The following is a 19,305-nucleotide window of genomic DNA, read 5'->3' as shown; positions in this document are numbered from 1 at the left end:
GCCCCTCCTCGTCGAGCGCGAGCGGGCCCTGTACGGCTCCTGGTACGAGTTCTTCCCCCGCTCCGAGGGCACCCGGCAACAGCCCCACGGCACCTTCCGCACCGCCGCCCGCCGSCTSCCGGCGATCGCGGCGATGGGCTTCGACGTGGTCTACCTGCCCCCGATCCACCCCATCGGCACCACCTTCCGCAAGGGCAAGAACAACACCCTCTCCCCCGGCCCCGACGACGTCGGCGTGCCCTGGGCGATCGGCTCGCCCGAGGGCGGCCACGACGCCGTCCACCCCGATCTGGGCACCCTGGAGGACTTCACCTGGTTCGTCGAGCAGGCCCGCACTCTGGGGCTGGAGATCGCGCTGGACTTCGCGCTGCAGTGCTCCCCCGACCACCCCTGGGTGCACAAGCACCCCGAGTGGTTCCACCACCGCCCCGACGGCACCATCGCCTACGCGGAGAACCCGCCCAAGAAGTACCAGGACATCTACCCCATCGCCTTCGACGCCGACATGGACGGCCTGATCGCCGAGACCTGCCGGGTGCTGCGGCACTGGATGGACGCCGGGGTGCGGATCTTCCGGGTGGACAACCCSCACACCAAGCCGGTCGTCTTCTGGGAGCGGGTCATCGCGGACATCAACCGCACCGACCCCGATGTGATCTTCCTGGCCGAGGCGTTCACCCGCCCGGCGATGATGCACACCCTCGCCCAGATCGGCTTCCAGCAGTCCTACACCTACTTCACCTGGCGCAACTCCAAGGAGGAGCTGACCGAGTACCTCACGGAGCTGTCGGGGGAGGCCGCGAGCTACATGCGGCCGAACTTCTTCGCCAACACCCCCGACATCCTGCACGCCTACCTCCAGCACGGCGGGCGCCCCGCCTTCGAGGTCCGGGCCGTCCTCGCCGCCACCCTCTCGCCGGCCTGGGGCATCTACTCCGGCTACGAGCTGTGCGAGAACACCCCGCTCAAAGAGGGCAGCGAGGAGTACCTCGACTCGGAGAAGTACCAGCTCAGGCGCCGCGACTGGGAGGCCGCCGAACGCGAGGGACGCACCATCACCCCGCTGATCACCAAGCTCAACACCATCCGCCGGGAGAACCCGGCCCTCCAGCAGCTGCGCGACCTCCACTTCCACCACGCGGACCAGGAGGCGGTGATCGCCTACTCGAAGCGGAAGGGTTCGAACACGGTTCTGGTGGTCGCCAACCTCGACCCCCACCACACCCAGGAGGCCACGGTCTCGTTGGACATGCCGCAACTCGGCCTTGACTGGCACGAGTCGGTGCTGGTGCGCGACGAGCTCACCGGCGAGACCTACCACTGGGGCAGGGCCAACTATGTGCGCCTCGAACCGGGCCGTAGGCCCGCGCATGTCTTCTCGGTTCTGCGACCGTCCACCCCGCAGATCGGAGGGTCACCCACAACATGATCGTCAACGAACCCGTTCAGGACACCTTCGAGGACACTCCTGCCAGGGACCGGGACCCGGAGTGGTTCAAGCGCGCCGTCTTCTACGAGGTACTCGTCCGCTCGTTCCAGGACAGCAACGGCGACGGCGTCGGTGACCTGAAGGGCCTGACCGCCAAGCTCGACTACCTCCAGTGGCTCGGCGTCGACTGCCTGTGGCTGCCGCCGTTCTTCAAGTCCCCGCTCCGGGACGGCGGCTACGACGTCTCCGACTACACCGCCGTGCTGCCGGAGTTCGGTGACCTGGCCGACTTCGTGGAGTTCGTCGACGCCGCCCACCAGCGCGGCATGCGCGTGATCATCGACTTCGTCATGAACCACACCAGCGACCAGCACCCGTGGTTCCAGGAGTCGAGGAAGGACCCCGACGGGCCCTACGGCGACTACTACGTGTGGGCGGACGACGACAAGCAGTTCCAGGACGCGCGGATCATCTTCGTCGACACCGAGGCCTCCAACTGGACCTACGATCCGGTCCGCAAGCAGTACTACTGGCACCGCTTCTTCTCGCACCAGCCGGACCTCAACTACGAGAACCCGGCCGTGCAGGAGGAGATGATCTCCGCGCTGAAGTTCTGGCTGGACCTGGGCATCGACGGCTTCCGGCTGGACGCGGTGCCGTACCTGTACCAGGAGGAGGGCACCAACTGCGAGAACCTCCCGGCCACGCACGACTTCCTGAAGCGGGTGCGCAAGGAGATCGACGCGCAGTATCCGGACACCGTGCTGCTGGCGGAGGCCAACCAGTGGCCCGAGGACGTCGTCGACTACTTCGGCGACTATCCGAGCGGCGGCGACGAGTGCCACATGGCGTTCCACTTCCCGGTGATGCCGCGCATCTTCATGGCGGTGCGGCGCGAGTCCCGCTACCCGGTCTCCGAGATCCTGGCCAAGACCCCGGCGATCCCCTCGGGCTGCCAGTGGGGCATCTTCCTGCGCAACCACGACGAGCTGACGCTCGAGATGGTCACCGACGAAGAGCGCGACTACATGTGGGCCGAGTACGCCAAGGACCCGCGGATGCGCGCCAACATCGGCATCCGGCGCCGGCTCGCCCCGCTGCTGGACAACGACCGCAACCAGATCGAGCTGTTCACGGCCCTGCTGCTGTCGCTGCCGGGCTCGCCGATCCTGTACTACGGCGACGAGATCGGCATGGGCGACAACATCTGGCTCGGCGACCGGGACGCGGTGCGCACGCCGATGCAGTGGACCCCGGACCGCAACGCGGGGTTCTCCTCGTGCGATCCGGGACGGCTGTTCCTGCCCACGATCATGGACCCGGTCTACGGCTACCAGGTGACGAACGTCGAGGCGTCCATGGCCTCGCCGTCGTCGCTGCTGCACTGGACCCGCCGCATGATCGAGATCCGCAAGCAGAACCCGGCCTTCGGCCTCGGCTCGTACACCGAGCTGCCGTCCTCCAACCCCGCCGTGCTGGCGTTCCTGCGGGAGTACGAGGACGACCTGGTGCTGTGCGTGAACAACTTCTCGCGTTTCGCGCAGCCCACGGAGCTGGATCTGAGCGCCTTCGAGGGGCGGCACCCGGTGGAGCTGTTCGGCGGGGTCCGTTTCCCGGCGATCGGCGAGCTGCCGTATCTGCTGACGCTGGCAGGTCACGGTTTCTACTGGTTCCGCCTCCGCAGGGACACCCTGTGAGGCCTGAGACGGCCTGACGAGGCCTGAATTGCGGGGCGGGACGCAAACCCCCGTGGCGGGGCGTTTCTCCCGCCCCGCCCGGGGCACGCATCAGTAACACCCCGCCYACCCGCGTGAGCCGGAGGGGCGCCGCCGGCACCTGCTGAAGGCCCCGGAGGCGCACCAATCATGGGTGAAAGGACGCGACGCCATGTCGGAAGCCGTCACACGCACCGTCACCACCCCGCCCGGCCTTCTTGCCTCCCTCGATCCGCTGCTGCGGGAGTGGCTGCCGCGGCAGCGCTGGTTCGCGGGCAAGGGGCGCCCGGTCACCGGGTTCACGCTCGTCGAGGCCACCGAGCTGCTCCCGGGCACCGGCAAGCTCGGCCTGTACCACCTGCTCGTCCGCGCCCATCAGCCGCTCGTGCCGTCCCATGGCGCGCCCGGCCATCCCGGCGACTGCTACCAGCTGCTGATAGGCGTGCGCGAGGCGCTGCCGCCTCGGCTGGCGCCCGCGCTGATCGGACACCTGTCGACGGGGCCGCTGGCCGGCCGGACGGCCTACGACGCCCTGCACGACGGCAGGCCCGCCGAGCTGCTCCTGGAGGCGCTGCGCACCCAGGCCCGGATCGGCGGGCTCCGCTTCGAGCGGGACCTCGACCAGGACATCCGCTCCGGTCTGGTGCCGCGCGTGGTGACCGCGGAACAGTCCAACTCGTCGATCGTCTACGGAGATACGTTCATCCTCAAGCTGTTGCGCCGGATCGTGCCCGGGGTCAACCCGGACCTGGAGCTGCCGCTGGCCCTGGCGCGCGAGGGCTGCCCCCGGGTGCCCGCGCCGACGGCCTGGATGGTCGCGGACGTCGACCCCACGGCGGACCCGGTGATCTCGGGAGGCCCGGCCGACCTGGCCGGCCAGCCGTATGTGCTGGGCGTGCTCCAGCCGTTCGTGCAGGGCGCCTCCGACGGCTGGGAGCTGGCGCTGCGCGAGCTGGCCAAGGGCGAGGACTTCGGCGCCGAGGCGCGGGCGCTGGGGCGGGCCACCGCCGAGGTGCACACCGCGCTGGCCCGGGCGCTGCCGACGGTCACGCTCGGTCACATGCAGCTCCAGCTCATGGTGGACGGCATGATCGAGCGGCTGGAGGCGGCCGTCCAGGCGGTGCCCGTGCTGCGGCCGTACGCCGACGGGCTGCGGTCGGCGTTCACGGCGCTGGGCGATCTGGCCGCCGAGGGCCGCACCTGGACCGCGCAGCGCGTGCACGGCGATCTGCACCTCGGGCAGTGCCTGCGCTCGCCGGCCGGCGAGTGGTGGCTGATCGACTTCGAGGGCGAGCCGGCCCGGCCGCTGGCCGAGCGGCGCATGCCGCAGCCGGCGGTGCGGGACGTCGCCGGCATGCTGCGCTCCTTCGACTACGCGGCCCGCTCGGCCGATCCGCCGCAGCCGGACTGGGCCGAGACCTGCCGGTCCGCCTACTGCTCCGGGTACGCGGAGGCCGCCGGCCTCGATCCGCGCACCGACCCGGTGCTGCTGCGTGCCTACGAGACGGACAAGGCGATCTACGAGGTGGTGTACGAGGCCCGGCACCGCCCAGACTGGCTGCCGGTGCCCCTGGCCGCCATAGACCGGCTCGCCTCGTCCGGCCACCTGACCTGACTGACCCACCTGCGTCCTGGAGGCTCCGCCCGTGACCCCCCGCCCTGAGTCCAGCGGTTCCCGTCCCAAGGGGACGGCCGGGGAGAAGATCCCCGAGCAGCCCACGGCCGCCCAGAAGAAGAGTGCCGCGAAGAAGACGGCGGTGCCGAAACAGGCTGCGGCCAAGAAGGCGACGGTCCCCGCGAAGAAGGCCGCCGCCAAGAAGACGCCCGCCGCGCAGTCACCCGCGGCGAAGGCCACGGCCAAGAAGGCGGCCCCGGCGAAGACGACCGCGAAGAAGGCCGTCGAGAAAAAGGCCGTCGCGAAGAAGACGGCTCCTGAGCCGGCCACCGCGGCGAAGGCCACGGCCGAGAAGGCGACCGCGAAGAAGACGGCCGCCAAGAAGACGACGGCGAAGAAGGCCCCGGCCAAGAAGGCCGCAGCCACCAAGGCGACGGCCACCAAGGCGGTTGCCACGAAGGCCGTTGCCACGAAGGCGACAACCAAGAAGGCGGTCGCCAAGAAGGCCACGACGGCGAAGGCGGCGGCCACCAAGGCCACCACCACCAAGGCCACCGCCACCAAGGCGGCCACCACCAAGCCTCCCGCCAAGAAAGCCCCCACGAAGAAGGCCACAGCCAAGAAGGCCACCGCGGGGAAAGTCAGCGCGGGGAAAGCCAGCGCGGGGAAAGTCACCGCCGCCTCCGCCCAGACCGTCCCGCCGGAGATGGAGATCGCCGTCTCGCCCGCCGTCGGCGCGGCGGACCGGGACCGGCTGCTCGACGGCACGCATCACAACCCGCACTCCGTGCTCGGCGCACACCCCGTGCCCGGCGGGATCGCGTTCCGGGCGTTCCGGCCGTACGCCCTGTCGGTGACCGTCGTCGCCGGTGAGGTGCGGGCGGAGCTGCAGGACGACGGGGAGGGGTTCTTCTCCGGACTGCTGCCGCTGCGGGAGGTCCCGGAGTACCGGCTGCTCGTGGAGTACGAGGGGACGGTCCTGGACACCGAGGACGCCTACCGTTTCCTGCCCACGCTGGGCGACTTGGACCTGCACCTGATCGGCGAGGGCAGGCACGAGGAGCTGTGGACGGCGCTGGGCGCGCACCCGATGACGCACCAGGGCGTGACCGGCACCCGGTTCTCGGTGTGGGCGCCGAACGCGCTCGGCGTGCGCGTGGCCGGCACCTTCAACTTCTGGGACGGCACCGGCCACGTCATGCGGTCGCTGGGCTCGTCGGGCGTGTGGGAGCTGTTCCTGCCGGACATCGGCGAGGGCGAGCTGTACAAGTTCGAGATCACCCGCCCCGACGGTTCGAAGACGATGCGCGCCGACCCGCTCGCCCGCCGCACGGAGGTGCCGCCCGCGACCTCGTCGGTCATCACGTCCTCCCGGTACGAGTGGGGCGACGCCGAGTGGCTGGCCCGGCGCGCTCAGGCACCGGCGCACGAGGCGCCGTTCTCCGTGTACGAGGTGCACCTGCCGTCCTGGCGGCCGGGGCTGACCTACCGTCAACTGGCCGAACAGCTCCCGCGCTACGTGAAGGACCTCGGCTTCACGCACGTCGAGCTGATGCCGGTCGCCGAGCATCCGTTCGGCGGCTCCTGGGGGTACCAGGTCACCGGCTTCTACGCGCCGACGGCCCGGCTGGGCACGCCCGACGACTTCCGGTTCCTGGTCGACTCGCTGCACCAGGCCGGTATCGGTGTGCTGATGGACTGGGTGCCCGCGCACTTCCCGCGCGACGACTGGGCGCTGGCCGAGTTCGACGGCCGGCCCCTGTACGAGCACGCGGATCCGCTGCGGGCCGCGCACCCCGACTGGGGCACGCTGGAGTTCGACTACGGGCGCAACGAGGTGCGCAACTTCCTCGTCGCGAACGCCCTGTACTGGTGCGAGGAGTTCCACATCGACGGGCTGCGCGTGGACGCGGTCGCCTCGATGCTCTACCTCGACTACTCGCGTGAGCCGGGCCAGTGGACGCCCAACGAGCACGGCGGACGGGAGAACCTGGACGCGGTGGCGTTCCTCCAGGAGATGAACGCGACGGTGTACCGCCGGGTGCCCGGTGTGGTCACGATCGCCGAGGAGTCGACCGCCTGGGACGGCGTCACCCGGGCCACCCACCACAAGGGCCCGAGCGGCTTCGGCGGGCTCGGGTTCGGGCTGAAGTGGAACATGGGCTGGATGCACGACTCGCTCCAGTACATGAGCCATGAGCCGGTGTACCGCAAGTACCACCACGGTGAGATGACCTTCTCGATGGTCTATGCCTACAGCGAGAACTACGTCCTGCCGATCTCCCACGACGAGGTCGTGCACGGCAAGGGCTCCCTGGTGTCGAAGATGCCGGGCGACTGGTGGCAGCAGCGCGCCAACCACCGGGCGTACCTGGCCTTCATGTGGGCCCACCCCGGCAAGCAGTTGCTGTTCATGGGGCAGGAGTTCGCCCAGGGCGCCGAGTGGTCCGAGGCGCACGGCCCCGACTGGTGGCTCCTCGACCCGGGCTACGGGGCCGAGCCGGAACACCGGGGCGTGCGTGACCTGGTCCGCGACCTCAACACCGTCTACCGCGCTACTCCGGCGCTGTGGCGGCTGGACACCGAACCGGCCGGTTTCGAGTGGGTGGTCGGGGACGCCGCCGACGACAACGTCCTGGCGTTCCTGAGGCTGGACCCGGAGGGCAACCCGCTGCTGTCGGTGTCCAACTTCGCGCCGGTCGTCCGCCAGGACTACCGCCTGGGCGTGCCCGAGGACGTCCCGGCCTGGCACGAGGCGGTCAACACCGACGCCGCCTGCTACGGCGGCAGCGATGTCACCAACCCCGACCCGGTCAAGCCGGAGGCCCAGCCCTGGCACGGCCGCCCGGCGAGCATCCGCCTGACCCTGCCGCCGCTGTCGACGGTGTGGCTGCGCCCGGCGTAGGCGGCCTGTGACGTTGCTGTGACGGGAGGTATGGCCTCCGTCACAGCCCGTCCGGTCCGGGCCTGGTGGGGTGGCCGCATGCGCTGTGCCACCCCACTCACGTCTCAGGTCCTGCCGCCGCGGGGAAGAGGGTGACTCTGCTCCCGGTCTTCCTCGGGCTCGCCGTCGGCTGGGTCGCGCTGCGCGGGCTGCTGGCCCATCCGCTGCTGCCGCTGTGGGTGCGGACCTCGGTGTTCTGGGCGGTTCCGCTCGGCGCCGTCACGTGGATGTACATCATGGCCGCGGACGACTACGTGCTGTTCCCTGATACGGCTCCCTGCCCCAGGGATCCGTATCAGGAGGGCGTCATCGGCAGCGGCAGGGTGTCGGGCGTCTCCACCCCGTTTCCGCCGCGCGCCTACTGCCGGTGGGAGGACGGCACCGTCTACGACCTCGCGCCCGGGGCCGAGTTCCTGTTCTGGGTCTTCTTCGCCCTGACGGTCGTACCGCTCGCCACCGGGCTGTGGCACGCCCTTCGGCACCCGACGTCGCTGCTGCGGTAGGCGCGGCCCGCGTCTTTCGGCGCTGCGGGCCGCGTACCCCTGGACAGGACTACCCGAAGTGCTCGGCCAGAGCCTTCGGCAGCTCGCCGGTGTGCAGCACCCCCAGTCGCTGGGTGGCCCGGGTCAGGGCCACGTACAGGTCGCTCGTGCCGTAGCGGCCGGGCTCGACCACGAGGACGGAGTCGAACTCCAGGCCCTTGGCCTGGCGCGGGTCGAGGAGGACGACCGACCGGGTGAGGTCGGGTTCGGCGCCCGCCGTCACGCCGTCCAGCCGGGCCGCGAGGCCGCGGTGGAGGTCGCGCGGGGCGATCACCGCGAGCCGCCCCATGGGGGCACCTCCCTGCTCGAGCGAAGCCGAGAGCTTGGGGGACGGGGTGAGTTCCCCGACCGCCTTGGCGACGGCACCCGGGAGGTCGTCGGTGGCCCGCGCCCAAGGGCGTACGCCGGTGGAGCGGACCGAGCTGGGCGGCTCGAACTCCGGCTGCTCGGCGCGGACCACGGCCGCGGCGACGTCCATGATCTCGGCCGGGGTGCGGTAGTTGACGCCCAGGCGGGTGTGCTCCCAGCGGTCCTCGACGTACGGGGCGAGGATGCCCGCCCAGGAGCCGACACCGGCCGCCTCCGCGGTCTGCGCGGGGTCGCCGACGAGGGTCATCGAGCGGGTCGGGCTGCGCCGCATCAGCAGCCGCCACGCCATCGGCGACAGCTCCTGCGCCTCGTCCACGATGATGTGCCCGAACGCCCAGGTGCGGTCGGCGGCGGCGCGCTCGGCGGCGCTGCGGTGGTCGTCCTCCTCGTGCCGTTCGGCGAACCGCTCGGCGTCGATGATGTCGTGCGCGGACAGCACCTCGGAGGACTCGGGGTCGTCCTCCTCCTTGTCCTCGAACTCGTACGTCCGGGACGCGTACGACACGTCCAGCACGCCCTGCGCGTAGGCGATCTGCCGCTCCCGCTCGCGCTGCACGCGCTCCCGGGCCAGCCGGTCGTCCTCGCCGAGGAGTTCGGCGGCCTCGTCGAGCAGCGGCACGTCCGCGACGGTCCAGCGCCGGGTCACCGGGCGGCGTACGGCGGCGGCGTCCTCGGCGGGCAGGAACTCCTCGGGCGCGGCGAGGAAGTCGGCGACGAGCCGCTGCGGGGTCAGCAGCGGCCACAGCTGGTCGACGGCCGCCCAGACCTCGGGGTTCTCGGCGAGGTCGTCGCGGATCTGGGTGATGTCGCTGGGGTCGAGCAGGCTGGACCCGTCGAAGGGGTCGGTGCCGATCCGCTCGGCGTACAGCTCGGTGAGGGTGTTGAGGATGTGCCCCTCGAAGTGCTCGCGGGCCGCGTTGTGCGGCAGCTTCGCGGCGCGGGTGCGCTCGCGGGCGACGCCGACGAGGCCGTCGTCCAGCATGAGCACCTCGCGCTCGTGCTCGATGGTGATCACCGGGTCGGGCAGCGCCTGCCGGCTGCGCACGACCTCGGCGAGGACGTCGGCCATGTCGGCGCGGCCCTTCACGGCGGCGGCCTCCGGCGTGTCGGTGACGGTCGCCTTCACGCCGGGGAACAGCTCGCCGACGGTCGCGAGGAGCACTCCGGTCTCGCCGAGGGAGGGCAGCACCTCGCCGATGTAGCCGAGGAACGCCGGGTTGGGCCCGACGATCAGCACCGCCCGCTTGGCGAGCAGTTCCCGGTGCTCGTACAGCAGATACGCGGCGCGGTGCAGGGCGACGGCCGTCTTGCCGGTGCCCGGGCCGCCCTCCACCACGAGGACGCCGCGGTGCGGGGCGCGGATGATGCGGTCCTGGTCGGCCTGGATGGTCTGCACGATGTCGCTCATCCGGCCGGTGCGCGCGGAGTTGAGCGCGGCGAGCAGCACCGCGTCGCCCGACGGGTCCTCGTGGCCGGTGCGGGTCTCGTCGCCGAGGTCGAGGATCTCGTCGTGCAGGTGGGTGACCCGGCGGCCGTCGGTGGCGATGTGCCGCCGGCGCCGCAGCCCCATCGGGGTGTGGCCGGTGGCGAGGTAGAAGGGGCGGGCGACGTCGGCACGCCAGTCGATCAGGACCGGTGTGCGGTCGGCGTCGTCCCTGCGCAGGCCGATGCGCCCGATGTGGTGGGTCACGCCCGAGGTGAGGTCGATCCGGCCGAAGCACAGCGAGCCGTCCACCGCGTTCAGCGCGGCGAGCAGCCCGGATCGCTCGGCGACGAGGATGTCCCGCTCCAGTCTGGCCTGCATGGGCGTGTTGCCCTGCGCGAGCGCGTCCGTGACGGAGGTCTCGGTATCGCCGCGCAGCGCGTCCACGCGCGCGTACAACCCGTCGATGAATTCCTGCTCCTGCCGCAATTCATCGTCCGGAAATTCGGTGTTTGACAATTCCGCTCCCGCCCGGATATACTCTGCTCACTGAACTTAACTGTGGCTTCAATCGACTTGAAGTCACGAACAGATAAATATACGCAAGGAAATCCCCCGAGCGCAATTGCTCGGGGGATTTCCTCGTTTCGGGTCGTTTCCGGGCGCGTCGTCTACAGCACGTCGGCCAGTTCCTCCAGCAGCCGCCGCTTGGCCCGCGCGCCCACCATCGCCTTCACGGGCTCGCCGCCGCGGAACACCATGAACGTCGGCATCGACAGCACCTTGTAGGCGTTCGTGGTCTCCGGGTTGGAGTCCACGTCGAGCTGCACCACCTTCAGCCGGTCGCCCTCCTCGGAGGCGAGGGCCTTCAGCACCGGCCCCATCTGCCGGCAGGGCGGACACCAGTCGGCGGTGAACTCCACCAGCACCGGCAGGTCCGCGCCGATCACCTCCGCCTCGAAGTCCGCGTCCGTCACGTCGATCACCACGTGTGCCTCCCCAACTCGCAACCAGGCTCCGGGCCTCCCGGAGCCTGCGCCTCGGCGGCCAGTTCGGCCCGCGCCAGCTGCCGGGCGACCGTCTCGCGCACGGCCGTCAGCTGACCGATCAGGGAGTCGAGTTCGTCCAGCTTGCGCCGGTAGACCGCGAGCGACGCCGGACATGTGTCGCCCTCGGGGTGCCCGGCCCGCAGGCACTCCACGAAGGGACGCGTCTCCTCCAGGTCGAACCCGAAGTCCTGCAACGTCCTGATCTGCTCCAGCAGCTTCAGGTCGCACTCGCAGTACATCCGGTATCCGTTGCCCTCACGCCGCGCGGGCAGCAGCCCCCGCGACTCGTAGTACCGCAGCGTCCGCGTCGTGGTCCCGGCCCGTGCGGCCAGCTCGCCGATTCGCATACGGTCGAACGTAGTCCTTGACGCCGACGTCAAGGCAACAGCGGCTTCCGCTCCACCGGGGAGGTCAGCACGATCGACGTGGTGGTGCGGCCCAGCGCGGAGACCGCCTCCAGCACCTCCTCCAGGTGGACGGTGTCCCGGACGGCGGCCTTGAGGATCCAGCAGTCCTCCCCGATCACGTGGTGCACCTCGGTGATCTCGGGCCGCTCGATCAGCTCCAGGGTCCGGGGGTGCTTGAGGGTGTAGCCGCCGTGCGGGTCGACCCGGATGAACGCCTGGATGCCGTAGCCGAGCCGAGCCGGCACGACATGGGCGCCGTAGCCGCTGATCACGCCCGCCGCCTCCAGTCGTCGCACGCGCTCGGTGACCGCCGCCGGGCTGAGCCGGACCCGGCGGCCCAGCTCGCTGAGCTTGATCCGGCCGTCGGTCTGGAGCAGCTGGAGGATCTGCCGGTCCAGCGCGTCGAAGGCCACCGAGGTTTCGTCGGCGGCGGTGCGCGGATGCCGTGGTTCTTTCGGCGTAGCGGCCTGAACTCCCATGGTTCCCCCTTCAAGGCGTGGATGTGCGCCAGGAGAATTATGGTCATGGAAAAGGCCCTGGAAGTCCTGGTCATCGGCGGGAACCGTTACGTCGGAAAGCGTCTGATCGCACGGCTGCTCGCCGAAGGGCACCGCGTCACCGTGCTGAACCGGGGGTCCTCCCCGCCGCCCGCCGGAGTGGAGCACGTGATCGCCGACCGGGACGACGAGCGGTCCCTGACCGGCGCGCTCGGCCCGCGCGTCTTCGACGTCGTCGTCGACCAGGTCTGCTACACACCCCGCCAGGCGGCCCTCGCCCGCCGCGTCTTCTCCGGCCGCACCCGCCGCTATGTGATGACCTCCACGGTCGAGGTGTACGAGTACGAGGACTCCCCCGCCCTGGTGCGCGAGGAGGCCGTCGACCCGGCCACGGTAACCGTCGACCTCGGGCTGCCCTGGGACGACCCGGCCTTCCTGGAGGCCAACTACGGCGAGGGCAAGCGGCAGGCCGAGGCGGTCCTCGCGGCCGACGGCCCGGCGTTCCCGTACACGGCGGTGCGGGTGGCCCATGTGCTGGGCGGAGCCGACGACTTCACCGGGCGGCTCGCCCACTACGCCGAGCGGATACGCACCGGCGAGCCGATCGCCGTCCCCGGGGTGAACCGGCCCGCCACCTACGTCCACGTCGAGGAGATCGGCCGCTTCCTCGCCTGGGCGGCGGGCGAGGACTTCACCGGGCCGGTGAACGCCGCCTCCCACGGGACGCTGACCACCGAGGAGTTGTGCGAGGCGGTGGCCGCGCACGTCCCGGACGGCCGGGCGGTGTTCCGGCCCGTCGAGGTCGGCGAGGTCTCCCCGTTCTCCTTCCGCCGCTCCTACGGCATGGACAACGCCCGGGCCGCCCGGCTCGGCTTCACCTTCACCGACGCCCGGCAGTGGCTGCCGCGTGCCGTCGCCGAAACGCTCGGGAAGGGCGACTGACATGCGGTACAGGACACTCGGCGGGCTGCGGGTGAGCGTGATCGGGCTCGGCGCGATGCCGCTGTCCATCGAGGGCCGCCCGGACGAGAAGCGCGCGCTGGCCACCGTGCACGCCGCGCTCGACGCGGGCGTGACCCTCCTCGACACGGCCGACTCGTACCATCTGCCCGGCGCGGAGCCCGGTCACAACGAACGCCTGCTGGCCCGCGCGCTGGCCACGTACGGCGGTGACACCTCCGGCGTGCTGGTGGCGACGAAGGGCGGGCGTTGCCGCCCGGCCGGCGGCGACTGGACGGTGAACGGCTCACCGCGCCACCTCAAGGCCGCCGCCGAGGCCTCCCGCAAGCGCCTCGGTGTGGAGGCGATCGGCCTCTACCAGCTCCACAAGCCGGACCCCGACGTGCCCTTCGAGGAGTCGGTCGGCGCCCTGCGCGAGCTGCTCGACGCGGGCACGATCCGGCTGGCCGGGGTGTCCAACACGGACGCGGACCAGATCCGCCGGGCGCGCGAGATCCTCGGCGAGAAGCTGGTGTCGGTCCAGAACCGGTACTCCCCCGCCGTCCGGGACAGCGAGCCGGAGCTGCGGCTGTGCGCGGAACTGGGGCTGGCGTTCCTACCGTGGAGCCCGCTGGGCGGGCTGGCCCGCAGCTCCCTGGACGGGCCGTCGCGCACGGAGGGCAGGGATCGCCTGGCCGCCTTCCACGAGGTCGCGGCGGAGCGCGGTGCCAGCCCCCAGCAGGTCGGCCTGGCCTGGCTGCTGGTCCGCTCCCCCGCCGTCGTCCCGATCCCGGGGGCGAGCCGGCCGGAGACGGCCAGGGACTCGGCGGCCGCGGCGGACCTGCCGCTCAGCACGGAGGAACGGGCACGCCTGGACGAGGCCGCCGAGGCAGCCCAGGCCGCCGGGCCCTGAGGCCGGTTACTCGAAGGAGTCGTCGCCCTGCCACCCCTCCTCGTCCTCTTCGTCCTCCGCGTCCCCGACGCCCCGTACCCCGAGCAGTCGCCGGGTCAGCCGGTCGTGGTCGGAGAGGAGTTCGTCGAGGGCGGCGCGGACGTCCCGCGCCTCGGTGCGGGGCGACTCGCGCTCGGCGGCGATCAGGACGGACCGGCGTACCAGCTCCTTGGTGAAGGACGCCGTCGTGCCCTCCGTGCGGGCCACCACCTCGTCGGTGATGTCCTGGTCCAGGCCGAGGCCGGAGCCGTACAGGCCGAGCAGGCGGGCACGGCCGTCCGCGTCCGGCAGGGGGATCTCCACGGCCAGGTCGACGCGCCCGGGGCGCTGGGCGAGGGCCGGCTCCAGCAGGTCGGCGCGGTTGGTGGTGAGCAGGAAGGCGACGTCGGCGTCGTCGCCGAGGCCGTCCATCTCGTTCAGGACCTGGAAGAGCAGCGGCTGCTCGCCACCGCCGTAGTCGCGGGCCTCGGCGATCAGGTCGCAGTCCTCCAGGACGACCAGCGCGGGCTGGAGCATCCGGGCCAGGGCGCAGGCGGGGCCGATGGCCTCGATGCTCGTCCCGGACAGGACGACGACCGTGAACTCGGGCAGGTGGGACAGGAGGTAGCGGATGGTGTGGGTCTTGCCGGTGCCGGGCGGGCCGTACAGCAGCAGTCCCCGGCGCAGGTGCTGGCCGGCCGCGCGCAGTTGCTCCCGGCGCCGGGCCACGCCCACGACCTGCCGCTCCACCCGCTCCAGCAGCCCGTCCGGGAGCACGATGCCGTCCCGGGTCAGTCCGGGCCTGCGGTGGAAGCGGAACGGTCCGAGGCCCGTGCCGAACTCCGAGCCCTCGAAGGACAGGATCTGCCCCCGGAAGACGTTGAGTTCGCGCACGAGCACGTCGATCTCGGCGAGCAGCCGGTCGGCGAACTCCTTCTCCCCGGCCAGCACCTCGATCTCCACCTTGTTGTGCCCGTACTCGTCCTGCGGACCCCGCAGCAGCACGGCGAACCGCTCCTCGCCCTCCGCCCCGAGGTAGAAACCGCAGGAGACACAGGCGAGTTCGGCATCGGGCGAGACCGGCAGCTGGGCGTAGTCGACGGCTCCGACGGTGAACCGGCCGTACCGGTCGGCCGCTTCGAGGATGTCGCCGAGCGTGAGGTCGCCGTGGTGCTGTGCCCCGCGCATGCCGATGAGCTCGAACGACCGCCCCTCCCCCGCGAACCAGCGTTCCAGCGCGAGATGCACGTTGGGCAGGTCGTAGGAGGGATAGGCCACCTTGACCACGGGGCGGTCCCCTGAGGTGGCCCCCAGATGCTCACGAAGCCGTCCGGACAGATCACGAGCACCGTCGCGGTCCTGCCGCCCGGGCCGGGCCACCGCCATCAGGAACTCCTGGAACAGCTCACCGACCTGCTCCATGGACAACGGAGACGCCTCCCGCTCCGCCCCGTACCGAGCCCGGTACTCGCCCGAGCTCAGGATCTCGACCTCGCCCGCTTCCCCCATGCGTCCCTCCATACGTCAGGCCTCTTCTCGGGGAGCGGAACTAACCGACGGACTCCAACTCCCTGTCCTCGGCGCCTTCGTCCACGGGCTTCCCCTTACGCGGCAGCAACACGGCCACGACCACGGTACCGACACCCAGGATCACGGCCCCGATCAAACTCGTGTGCGCGACCGCGTCCGCGAAGGAGGACCCCACGGCGTCGGCCATCTGCCGGGCCCCGTCGGCCAGTTGCCCGGCCTGCGCCCGCAGCCGCTCCGCCTGCTGCGGGTCGCTCGTGTGCGCCGCCTGCTCGGCCAACTGCCCGGCCCGGTCCCCGATGCCCTGCGCCACGGCGTACCCGGCCCCTACGGAGTCCTGGGCCGTCTCCAGAGAGGAGCCGGGGAGCCGGCTGCCGGCCGTCGCGTCCGAGAGGTGCCCGGAGTACGAGGTGGCCAGGAGCGAGCCGAGGATGGCGATGCCGAGCGAACCGCCCAGCTCCAGCGAGGTGTCGTTCACCGCGCCCCCGACGCCCAACTCGGACTCCGGGAACGCGCCCATGATCGCGTCCGTGCACGGCGACAGCGCCAGCCCGATCGCGAGGCCGAGCACGATCAGGGGCGCGACGAAGTCGCCGTACGACGACCCGGAGTCGACCTGGGTGAGCAGCGCCAGGGCCGCCGTACCGCCGACCATGCCGGCCGTGACGGTCCACTTCATGCCGACCCGCGGGGTGAGGTAGCCGGTGAGGGCGGAGCCCACGAAGACGGCACCGGCCAGCGGCAGCATGCGCAGGCCCGTGTCCAGGGCGTCGTAGCCGAGGACGAACTGGAGGTGCTGGGTCAGGTAGTAGAAGGCACCGAAGACGGCCAGGAAGAACAGGGCGACGGCGAGGTTGGAGCCCGCGAAGCCGCGGTCGGTGAAGCGGCGCACGTCGAGGACGGGGCGCGGGTGGCGCAGCTCCCAGAGTACGAAGGCCACGAGCGCGACGCCCGCGACGACGGCCGCCGTGACGGCCTTGGCGCCCCAGCCGAAGTGCGGTCCTTCGATGATCATGTAGACGAGCGCGCCGATCCACACCACCGACAGCAGTCCGCCGCCGTAGTCGATGCGCCCGTGGTGGCCGGCCTTGGACGGCGGCACGAGGACGAACGCGCCGACGATGGCGAGGGCGGCGATGGGCACGTTGATGAGGAACGTCGACGACCAGCCGTGGTGCTCCAGCAGCGCCCCGGCGACCAGCGGGCCGGCCGCGATGGCGAGTCCGGCCGTGGCGGTCCACAGGGTGATGGCCTTGGCGCGTTCGGCGCGCGGGAAGGTCGCCGCGAGCAGGGACAGCGTGGCGGGCATGATCATCGCGGCACCGGCGCCCATCACGGCGCGCGCCGCGATCACCGCGTCGGCGCTGCCTGCGAGGTAGCCGCAGACGGCACCGCCGGCGAACACGACCAGCCCGAGGACGAGCGCGCCCCGGCGGCTGTACTTGTCGCCTATCGCGCCGAGCAGCAGCATCAGCGCGGCGTACGGGACGGTGTAGCCGTCGATGACCCACTGGAGGTCGGCGCTGGACAGGCCCAGGTCCTCGGTCATGGCGGGCGCGGCGACGGTGAGGGCGGTGTTCGCCATCACGATGATCAGCAGGCTCAGGCAGAGCACGAGGAGCGCCCACCAGCGCCGGGCGTAGGGGCGGTCCATCCTCTCGGCCGGTTCGGTCATGACGAGTCGCATGGCAGGGTCGCCTTCCTCACTGACTTGCACAGGAGTGTGCATTTGCACAACGATGTGCAATCTACGCCGTTGCACACTGCTGTGCAAATCGATGGAGGAAGGGGCACAATGGCGTCCATGACCACGGGCACCACCAGCCGCGCCGACGCCAACCGGCGCCGCATCCTCGACGTCGCCCTCGGCGAGCTGCTGCGCGACCCCGACGCGTCCATGGACCAGATCGCACGCGCCGCGGGCGTCGTACGGCGGACGGTGTACGGGCACTTCCCGAGCCGCGAGGCGCTGATCAGCACGCTCGTCGACGAGGCCGTGGAGGCCCTGTCGGTCGTGCACGCGGCGGGCCGCGAGGGCGTGGAGGAACCGGCGGAGTCCGTGGCCCGCTCGGTGCTGGCGGTCTGGGAGCTCGCCGACCGCTACCGGCTGCTGATCGCGCTCGCCCAGCGCACGGTCACCATGCAGGGCATCAGGGAGCGGCTCACCCCGGTCCGGGAGGCCGCCACCGGGGTGCTCCGGCGTGGCCTCGACGAGGGCGTCTTCAGCTCACCGCTGCCCGCGCCGGCCCTGGCCTACGTGCACGAGCAGATACTGGTCGCCCTGATGGAGGCGGTGAACGACGGGCTCGTGGCAGCGCGAGAGGCGGGCCGCTGCGCCGCGGTCACGGTACTGACCGCGGCGGGCGTGCCCGCCTCAAGAGCCACCGAGCTGGTGGCGAAGCTGAACGATTGATCTTCTCAGGAAAGGGACCGGGCGGCTGAGCGACGGGGGGACACTCAGCCGCCCGGAGTCTCGCGGGGCGCTCGCGGGGCCGTCAGGCCTTCGCCAGCTCCTTCTCGCCCCCCTGCTCGGGCACCTCGACGTGGTCCTCGGCCGGACCGCCGTGGGCGTCGTCCAGCAGCGTCTTCTCGTCGAAGGGGATCTCACCGGCGAGGACCTGGTTCACGCGGTCCTTGTCGATCTCCTTCGTCCAGGTGCCGATCAGCACGGTGGCCACGGCGTTGCCGGCGAAGTTGGTCAGCGCGCGGGCCTCGCTCATGAAGCGGTCGATGCCGACGATGAGGCCGATGCCGTCCACCAGGGCCGGCTTGTGCGACTGGAGACCACCGGCCAGCGTGGCGAGGCCCGCGCCGGTGACACCGGCGGCGCCCTTGGAGGCGACCAGCAGGAAGAGCAGCAGCGGGATCTGCTCGCCGATCGACATCGGCGTACCCATCGCGTCGGCGATGAACAGGGACGCCATGGTCATGTAGATCATGGTGCCGTCGAGGTTGAAGGAGTAGCCGGTCGGGACGGTGATGCCGACCACCGGCTTGCTGACGCCCAGGTGCTCCATCTTCGCGATGAGCCGCGGCAGCGCGGACTCGGACGAGGATGTGGACAGGATCAGCAAGAACTCACGGCCCAGGTACTTGAACAGCGTGAGGATGTTCAGGCCGGAGACCACGCGCAGCAGGATGCCGAGCACGATGAAGACGAAGAGGAAACAGGTGACGTAGAAGCCGAGCATCAGCACGGCAAGGCTCTTGAGCGCGTCCACGCCCGCGGAGCCGGTGACGGCCGCGATGGCGCCGAAGGCACCGATCGGGGCGGCCCACATCACCATGGCCAGGATGCGGAAGACGAGCCGCTGGATGTGCTCGATACCGCGCAGGATCGGCTGGCCGGCCGAGCCCATGCCCTGGAGCGCGAAGCCGGCGAGCAGGGCGATCAGCAGGGTCTGCAGGACCGACTCGTTGGTGAAGGCGGAGACGATCGTGGTCGGGATGATGCCGAGCAGGAACTCGGTGGTGTCCTTGGCCTCGGCGTCGACCTGGGCGTGACCGGCGTCCTTGATCGCGTCGGTCACCGCGAGGCCGGTGCCCGGCTCCAGGATGTTGCCGACGACCAGGCCGATGCCCAGCGCGACCAGCGACATGATCGTGAAGTAGACCAGGGCGATACCGCCCACGGCACCGACTTTGGCGGCCTTCCGCACCGAGCCGATGCCCAGCACGATCGTGCAGAAGATGATCGGCGAGATCATCATCTTGATCAGGGCCACGAAGCCCGTGCCGATCGGCTTCAGGCCGACCGCGAAGTCGGGTGCGGCCAGACCCACCGCGATGCCGGCGGCGACCGCGATGATCACCGCGATGTAGAGATAGTGGGTGCGGTCCCGCTTGGCTTTGGGTGCGGCAGGTGCCGTATCGGCTGCGCTGGTCACGGCGGCCCTCCTTGACGACGTCGTCGGCATC

The 19,305-nt window shown here is 71.1% G+C and carries 15 protein-coding genes; 8 read left to right on the top strand and 7 right to left on the bottom strand.

The window, feature by feature from the left end:
- The 5 genes from CA983_RS08585 to CA983_RS08565 form a co-directional block, all read left to right on the top strand.
- A partial coding sequence (locus CA983_RS08585; RefSeq protein WP_086600273.1) for an alpha-amylase family glycosyl hydrolase occupies nt 1-1,429 on the top strand: 1,429 nt, incomplete at its 5' end.
- The gene (gene treS / locus CA983_RS08580) at nt 1,426-3,126 is read left to right on the top strand and encodes a maltose alpha-D-glucosyltransferase (RefSeq protein ID WP_086600272.1); all 1,701 of its coding nucleotides are present in this window, start codon (nt 1,426-1,428) and stop codon (nt 3,124-3,126) included. The genes CA983_RS08585 and treS, both read left to right, overlap by 4 nt.
- A gap of 190 nt (nt 3,127-3,316) precedes the next feature.
- Nucleotides 3,317-4,759, top strand: a complete 1,443-nt coding sequence (locus CA983_RS08575; RefSeq protein WP_086600271.1) for a maltokinase N-terminal cap-like domain-containing protein — start codon at nt 3,317-3,319, stop codon at nt 4,757-4,759.
- Nucleotides 4,760-4,790: 31 nt separating this feature from the next.
- Complete coding sequence (gene glgB, locus CA983_RS08570; protein ID WP_244206752.1) at nt 4,791-7,664, top strand: 1,4-alpha-glucan branching enzyme; 2,874 nt, start codon at nt 4,791-4,793, stop codon at nt 7,662-7,664.
- A 131-nt stretch (nt 7,665-7,795) separates the two neighbouring features.
- Nucleotides 7,796-8,206 (top strand): hypothetical protein, encoded by a 411-nt coding sequence (locus CA983_RS08565; protein WP_086600270.1) that lies wholly within the window; start codon nt 7,796-7,798, stop codon nt 8,204-8,206.
- Nucleotides 8,207-8,255: 49 nt separating this feature from the next.
- Here CA983_RS08565 and CA983_RS08560 read toward each other — a convergent pair whose 3' ends face one another.
- The 4 genes from CA983_RS08560 to CA983_RS08545 all read right to left on the bottom strand — a co-directional run bounded on the left by CA983_RS08560 (nt 8,256) and on the right by CA983_RS08545 (nt 11,972).
- Nucleotides 8,256-10,574, bottom strand: a complete 2,319-nt coding sequence (locus CA983_RS08560) for a HelD family protein (protein ID WP_086600269.1) — start codon at nt 10,572-10,574, stop codon at nt 8,256-8,258.
- Nucleotides 10,575-10,708: 134 nt separating this feature from the next.
- A complete protein-coding gene (locus tag CA983_RS08555; RefSeq protein WP_086600276.1) occupies nt 10,709-11,023 on the bottom strand; it encodes a thioredoxin family protein in 315 nt (104 codons plus the stop codon).
- Entirely contained in the window at nt 11,020-11,433 is a 414-nt protein-coding gene (locus tag CA983_RS08550) for a MerR family transcriptional regulator (protein ID WP_086600268.1), read from the bottom strand. The genes CA983_RS08555 and CA983_RS08550 overlap by 4 nt, the downstream gene beginning before the upstream one ends.
- A gap of 29 nt (nt 11,434-11,462) precedes the next feature.
- Entirely contained in the window at nt 11,463-11,972 is a 510-nt protein-coding gene (locus tag CA983_RS08545; RefSeq protein ID WP_244206751.1) for an Lrp/AsnC family transcriptional regulator, read from the bottom strand.
- Between the two features lie 45 nt (nt 11,973-12,017).
- Between CA983_RS08545 and CA983_RS08540 the strand changes: the two genes are divergently transcribed.
- Both CA983_RS08540 and CA983_RS08535 read left to right on the top strand, forming a co-directional pair.
- Nucleotides 12,018-12,932, top strand: coding sequence for an NAD-dependent epimerase/dehydratase family protein (locus CA983_RS08540; RefSeq protein ID WP_086600275.1), 915 nt, complete (start codon nt 12,018-12,020; stop codon nt 12,930-12,932).
- A gap of 1 nt (nt 12,933) precedes the next feature.
- Nucleotides 12,934-13,842: an aldo/keto reductase gene (locus CA983_RS08535; protein ID WP_086600266.1), complete on the top strand. Its 909-nt coding sequence runs from the start codon at nt 12,934-12,936 to the stop codon at nt 13,840-13,842.
- Between the two features lie 6 nt (nt 13,843-13,848).
- On the opposite strand, the gene CA983_RS08530 is transcribed toward CA983_RS08535, so the two are convergent.
- Both CA983_RS08530 and CA983_RS08525 read right to left on the bottom strand, forming a co-directional pair.
- Nucleotides 13,849-15,369 (bottom strand): AAA family ATPase, encoded by a 1,521-nt coding sequence (locus CA983_RS08530; protein WP_086600265.1) that lies wholly within the window; start codon nt 15,367-15,369, stop codon nt 13,849-13,851.
- Nucleotides 15,370-15,409: 40 nt separating this feature from the next.
- On the bottom strand, nt 15,410-17,074 hold the full coding sequence (locus CA983_RS08525; RefSeq protein ID WP_086600264.1) for a DHA2 family efflux MFS transporter permease subunit: 1,665 nt from the start codon (nt 17,072-17,074) through the stop codon (nt 15,410-15,412).
- A 108-nt stretch (nt 17,075-17,182) separates the two neighbouring features.
- On the opposite strand from CA983_RS08525, the gene CA983_RS08520 reads away from it, so the two are divergent.
- Entirely contained in the window at nt 17,183-17,800 is a 618-nt protein-coding gene (locus CA983_RS08520) for a TetR/AcrR family transcriptional regulator (protein WP_086600263.1), read from the top strand.
- 82 nt (nt 17,801-17,882) lie between these two features.
- Here the strand turns inward: CA983_RS08520 and CA983_RS08515 are convergent, their stop codons facing one another.
- Nucleotides 17,883-19,274 carry a cation:dicarboxylate symporter family transporter gene (locus tag CA983_RS08515; RefSeq protein WP_086600262.1) on the bottom strand — a complete coding sequence of 464 codons (1,392 nt, stop codon included), beginning with the start codon at nt 19,272-19,274 and terminating at the stop codon, nt 17,883-17,885.
- Nucleotides 19,275-19,305: the final 31 nt, after the last annotated feature.

Source organism: Streptomyces swartbergensis (assembly GCF_002148965.1).
In the GTDB taxonomy this organism is placed as follows: domain Bacteria; phylum Actinomycetota; class Actinomycetes; order Streptomycetales; family Streptomycetaceae; genus Streptomyces; species Streptomyces swartbergensis.
This window is presented reverse-complemented; position numbering and strand designations above follow the sequence as displayed.

Bases quoted from the DNA above. Each gene is read 5' to 3' on its own strand.
- CA983_RS08525 (WP_086600264.1), bottom strand. From the start codon at position 17,074: ATGCGACTCGTCATGACCGAACCGGCCGAGAGGATGGACCGCCCCTAC.
- CA983_RS08530 (WP_086600265.1), bottom strand. From the start codon at position 15,369: ATGGGGGAAGCGGGCGAGGTCGAGATCCTGAGCTCGGGCGAGTACCGG.
- CA983_RS08545 (WP_244206751.1), bottom strand. From the start codon at position 11,972: ATGGGAGTTCAGGCCGCTACGCCGAAAGAACCACGGCATCCGCGCACC.
- CA983_RS08540 (WP_086600275.1), top strand. From the start codon at position 12,018: ATGGAAAAGGCCCTGGAAGTCCTGGTCATCGGCGGGAACCGTTACGTC.
- CA983_RS08535 (WP_086600266.1), top strand. From the start codon at position 12,934: ATGCGGTACAGGACACTCGGCGGGCTGCGGGTGAGCGTGATCGGGCTC.
- treS (WP_086600272.1), top strand. From the start codon at position 1,426: ATGATCGTCAACGAACCCGTTCAGGACACCTTCGAGGACACTCCTGCC.
- CA983_RS08550 (WP_086600268.1), bottom strand. From the start codon at position 11,433: ATGCGAATCGGCGAGCTGGCCGCACGGGCCGGGACCACGACGCGGACG.
- CA983_RS08575 (WP_086600271.1), top strand. From the start codon at position 3,317: ATGTCGGAAGCCGTCACACGCACCGTCACCACCCCGCCCGGCCTTCTT.
- CA983_RS08520 (WP_086600263.1), top strand. From the start codon at position 17,183: ATGGCGTCCATGACCACGGGCACCACCAGCCGCGCCGACGCCAACCGG.